The sequence below is a fragment of the Campylobacter sp. BCW_6466 genome (genome assembly GCF_001762835.1).
Taxonomy (GTDB): Bacteria; Campylobacterota; Campylobacteria; order Campylobacterales; family Campylobacteraceae; genus Campylobacter_D; species Campylobacter_D jejuni.
The window spans coordinates 1-1,845 of the sequence record NZ_MJXO01000012.1; the positions used below are offsets into that span (position 1 = coordinate 1).

The following is a 1,845-nucleotide window of genomic DNA, read 5'->3' on the forward strand; positions in this document are numbered from 1 at the left end:
TTTAGATGATATGGTAAAACACAAACAAAGTGATGAAGTTTTTAAAGTGTTTTATAAAAAAGATGATAAAATAAGATTGCTTAGAGTTAGTAATATGCAAGCTTTAAATCGTTTTGATAAACTTAAAGGTGCAACGACAAAAATAATTTTAGATAGTGGTTTTAAACCTGATAAATAAAAAGGATTAATATGTGTAAATATCAAGAATATATAGAGCAAATGAAAACTTTATTATTAAAAGGTTTTAAAGATGCCAAAGATGATAAAGTGTATCAAAAAGAACAGCTTGAACTTGCAGAAGCAGGAATTAATGATGGCTTAGAGGAGGATTAATTATATAATTAGCCATATATTTATATTAGTTTTTTTAAAAAACCGTTTTTACTATTCTTTAATCTTTTATATTGTATTTTGATTGTCTTATTTATGTAATTTTATATATAAAAAAAGTTTTTTCCAATTTTACAACAAAATCCTTTATGGTATAATAAAAATAAAAATTATATAAGAAAGGATACAAATGGCTATAAAAATTGAAATTAGCGGATTTGATAAGGATTTTTTACCTGTTTTTGAGAGTTTAGCTAAAAGCCTAAAAGCTACTTATTGTTTGTTAGAATGTGATACTCCAGAAGAGAAAAAACAAAGTTCCATGAAAAAGGCTTTAGAAGAAATGAAAAATGGAGAGCATGAAACTTTTAAAAACTTTGATGAGTATAAAAAGGCTATGCGTGAAATATGAAATTAGAGTTTTAAAAGAATACAAGAAAAACTATAAGAAGCTAACGCTAAAAGAAAAAGACTTAGTAGATGAAATAGTCTATCGCTTATCTAACAATGAAACTCTTGAAAGAAAATACAAAGACCATAAACTAAAAGGTGAATTTAAAGAGCTTAGAGAGTGTCATGTAAAACCTGATTTGCTCTTAATTTATCAAAAACAAGATGATAAACTTATTTTAACATGTATTAATATAGGTTCTCATAGCGAGTTGTTTTAATAATTAAAGTTAAATTAATCAAGTTTATAAAAATCCATAACTACATATTAAGTCATTTATATCATAATAGAAAGAAAAAAGAAAAACACTATGAAAAAATTATCCCAAGAAGAAATACAAAAAGCTATGAGAGAATGTGTAGTAAGTTCTTATACTTATGATCCAGTTAATCCTAATGGTTATTTCTCAAGATTTATTTGATGTAGAAAATGAAGTTTTTGCTAAAGATTGTGAGTTTATAGAAAAATGTGGTTTAGATGATATGGTAAAACACAAACAAAGTGATGAAGTTTTTAAAGTGTTTTATAAAAAAGATGATAAAATAAGATTGCTTAGAGTTAGTAATATGCAAGCTTTAAATCGTTTTGATAAACTTAAAGGTGCAACGACAAAAATAATTTTAGATAGTGGTTTTAAACCTGATAAATAAAAAGGATTAATATGTGTAAATATCAAGAATATATAGAGCAAATGAAAACTTTATTATTAAAAGGTTTTAAAGATGCCAAAGATGATAAAGTGTATCAAAAAGAACAGCTTGAACTTGCAGAAGCAGGAATTAATGATGGCTTAGAGGAGGATTAATTATATAATTAGCCATATATTTATATTAGTTTTTTTAAAAAACCGTTTTTACTATTCTTTAATCTTTTATATTGTATTTTGATTGTCTTATTTATGTAATTTTATATATAAAAAAAGTTTTTTCCAATTTTACAACAAAATCCTTTATGGTATAATAAAAATAAAAATTATATAAGAAAGGATACAAATGGCTATAAAAATTGAAATTAGCGGATTTGATAAGGATTTTTTACCTGTTTTTGAGAGTTTAGCTAAAAGC

General features: G+C 24.1%; 5 protein-coding genes. All 5 read left to right on the top strand.

The features are described from left to right. Positions 1–189 precede the first annotated feature (189 nt). The 5 genes from AJ887_RS10110 (at position 190) to AJ887_RS10115 (ending at position 1,586) form a co-directional block, all read left to right on the top strand. Complete coding sequence (locus AJ887_RS10110) at positions 190–333, top strand: hypothetical protein (protein ID WP_186820923.1); 144 nt, start codon at positions 190–192, stop codon at positions 331–333. 187 nt (positions 334–520) lie between these two features. Continuing rightward, positions 521–742, top strand: a complete 222-nt coding sequence (locus tag AJ887_RS00810; protein WP_002881155.1) for a hypothetical protein — start codon at positions 521–523, stop codon at positions 740–742. Further along, positions 732–1,001, top strand: coding sequence for a type II toxin-antitoxin system YafQ family toxin (locus AJ887_RS00815; RefSeq protein ID WP_002789000.1), 270 nt, complete (start codon positions 732–734; stop codon positions 999–1,001). The genes AJ887_RS00810 and AJ887_RS00815 overlap by 11 nt, the downstream gene beginning before the upstream one ends. Before the next feature lie 175 nt (positions 1,002–1,176). Then, positions 1,177–1,431, top strand: a complete 255-nt coding sequence (locus AJ887_RS00820) for a hypothetical protein (RefSeq protein ID WP_070284673.1) — start codon at positions 1,177–1,179, stop codon at positions 1,429–1,431. Between the two features lie 11 nt (positions 1,432–1,442). Further along, positions 1,443–1,586, top strand: coding sequence for a hypothetical protein (locus AJ887_RS10115; RefSeq protein ID WP_186820923.1), 144 nt, complete (start codon positions 1,443–1,445; stop codon positions 1,584–1,586). Positions 1,587–1,845: the final 259 nt, after the last annotated feature.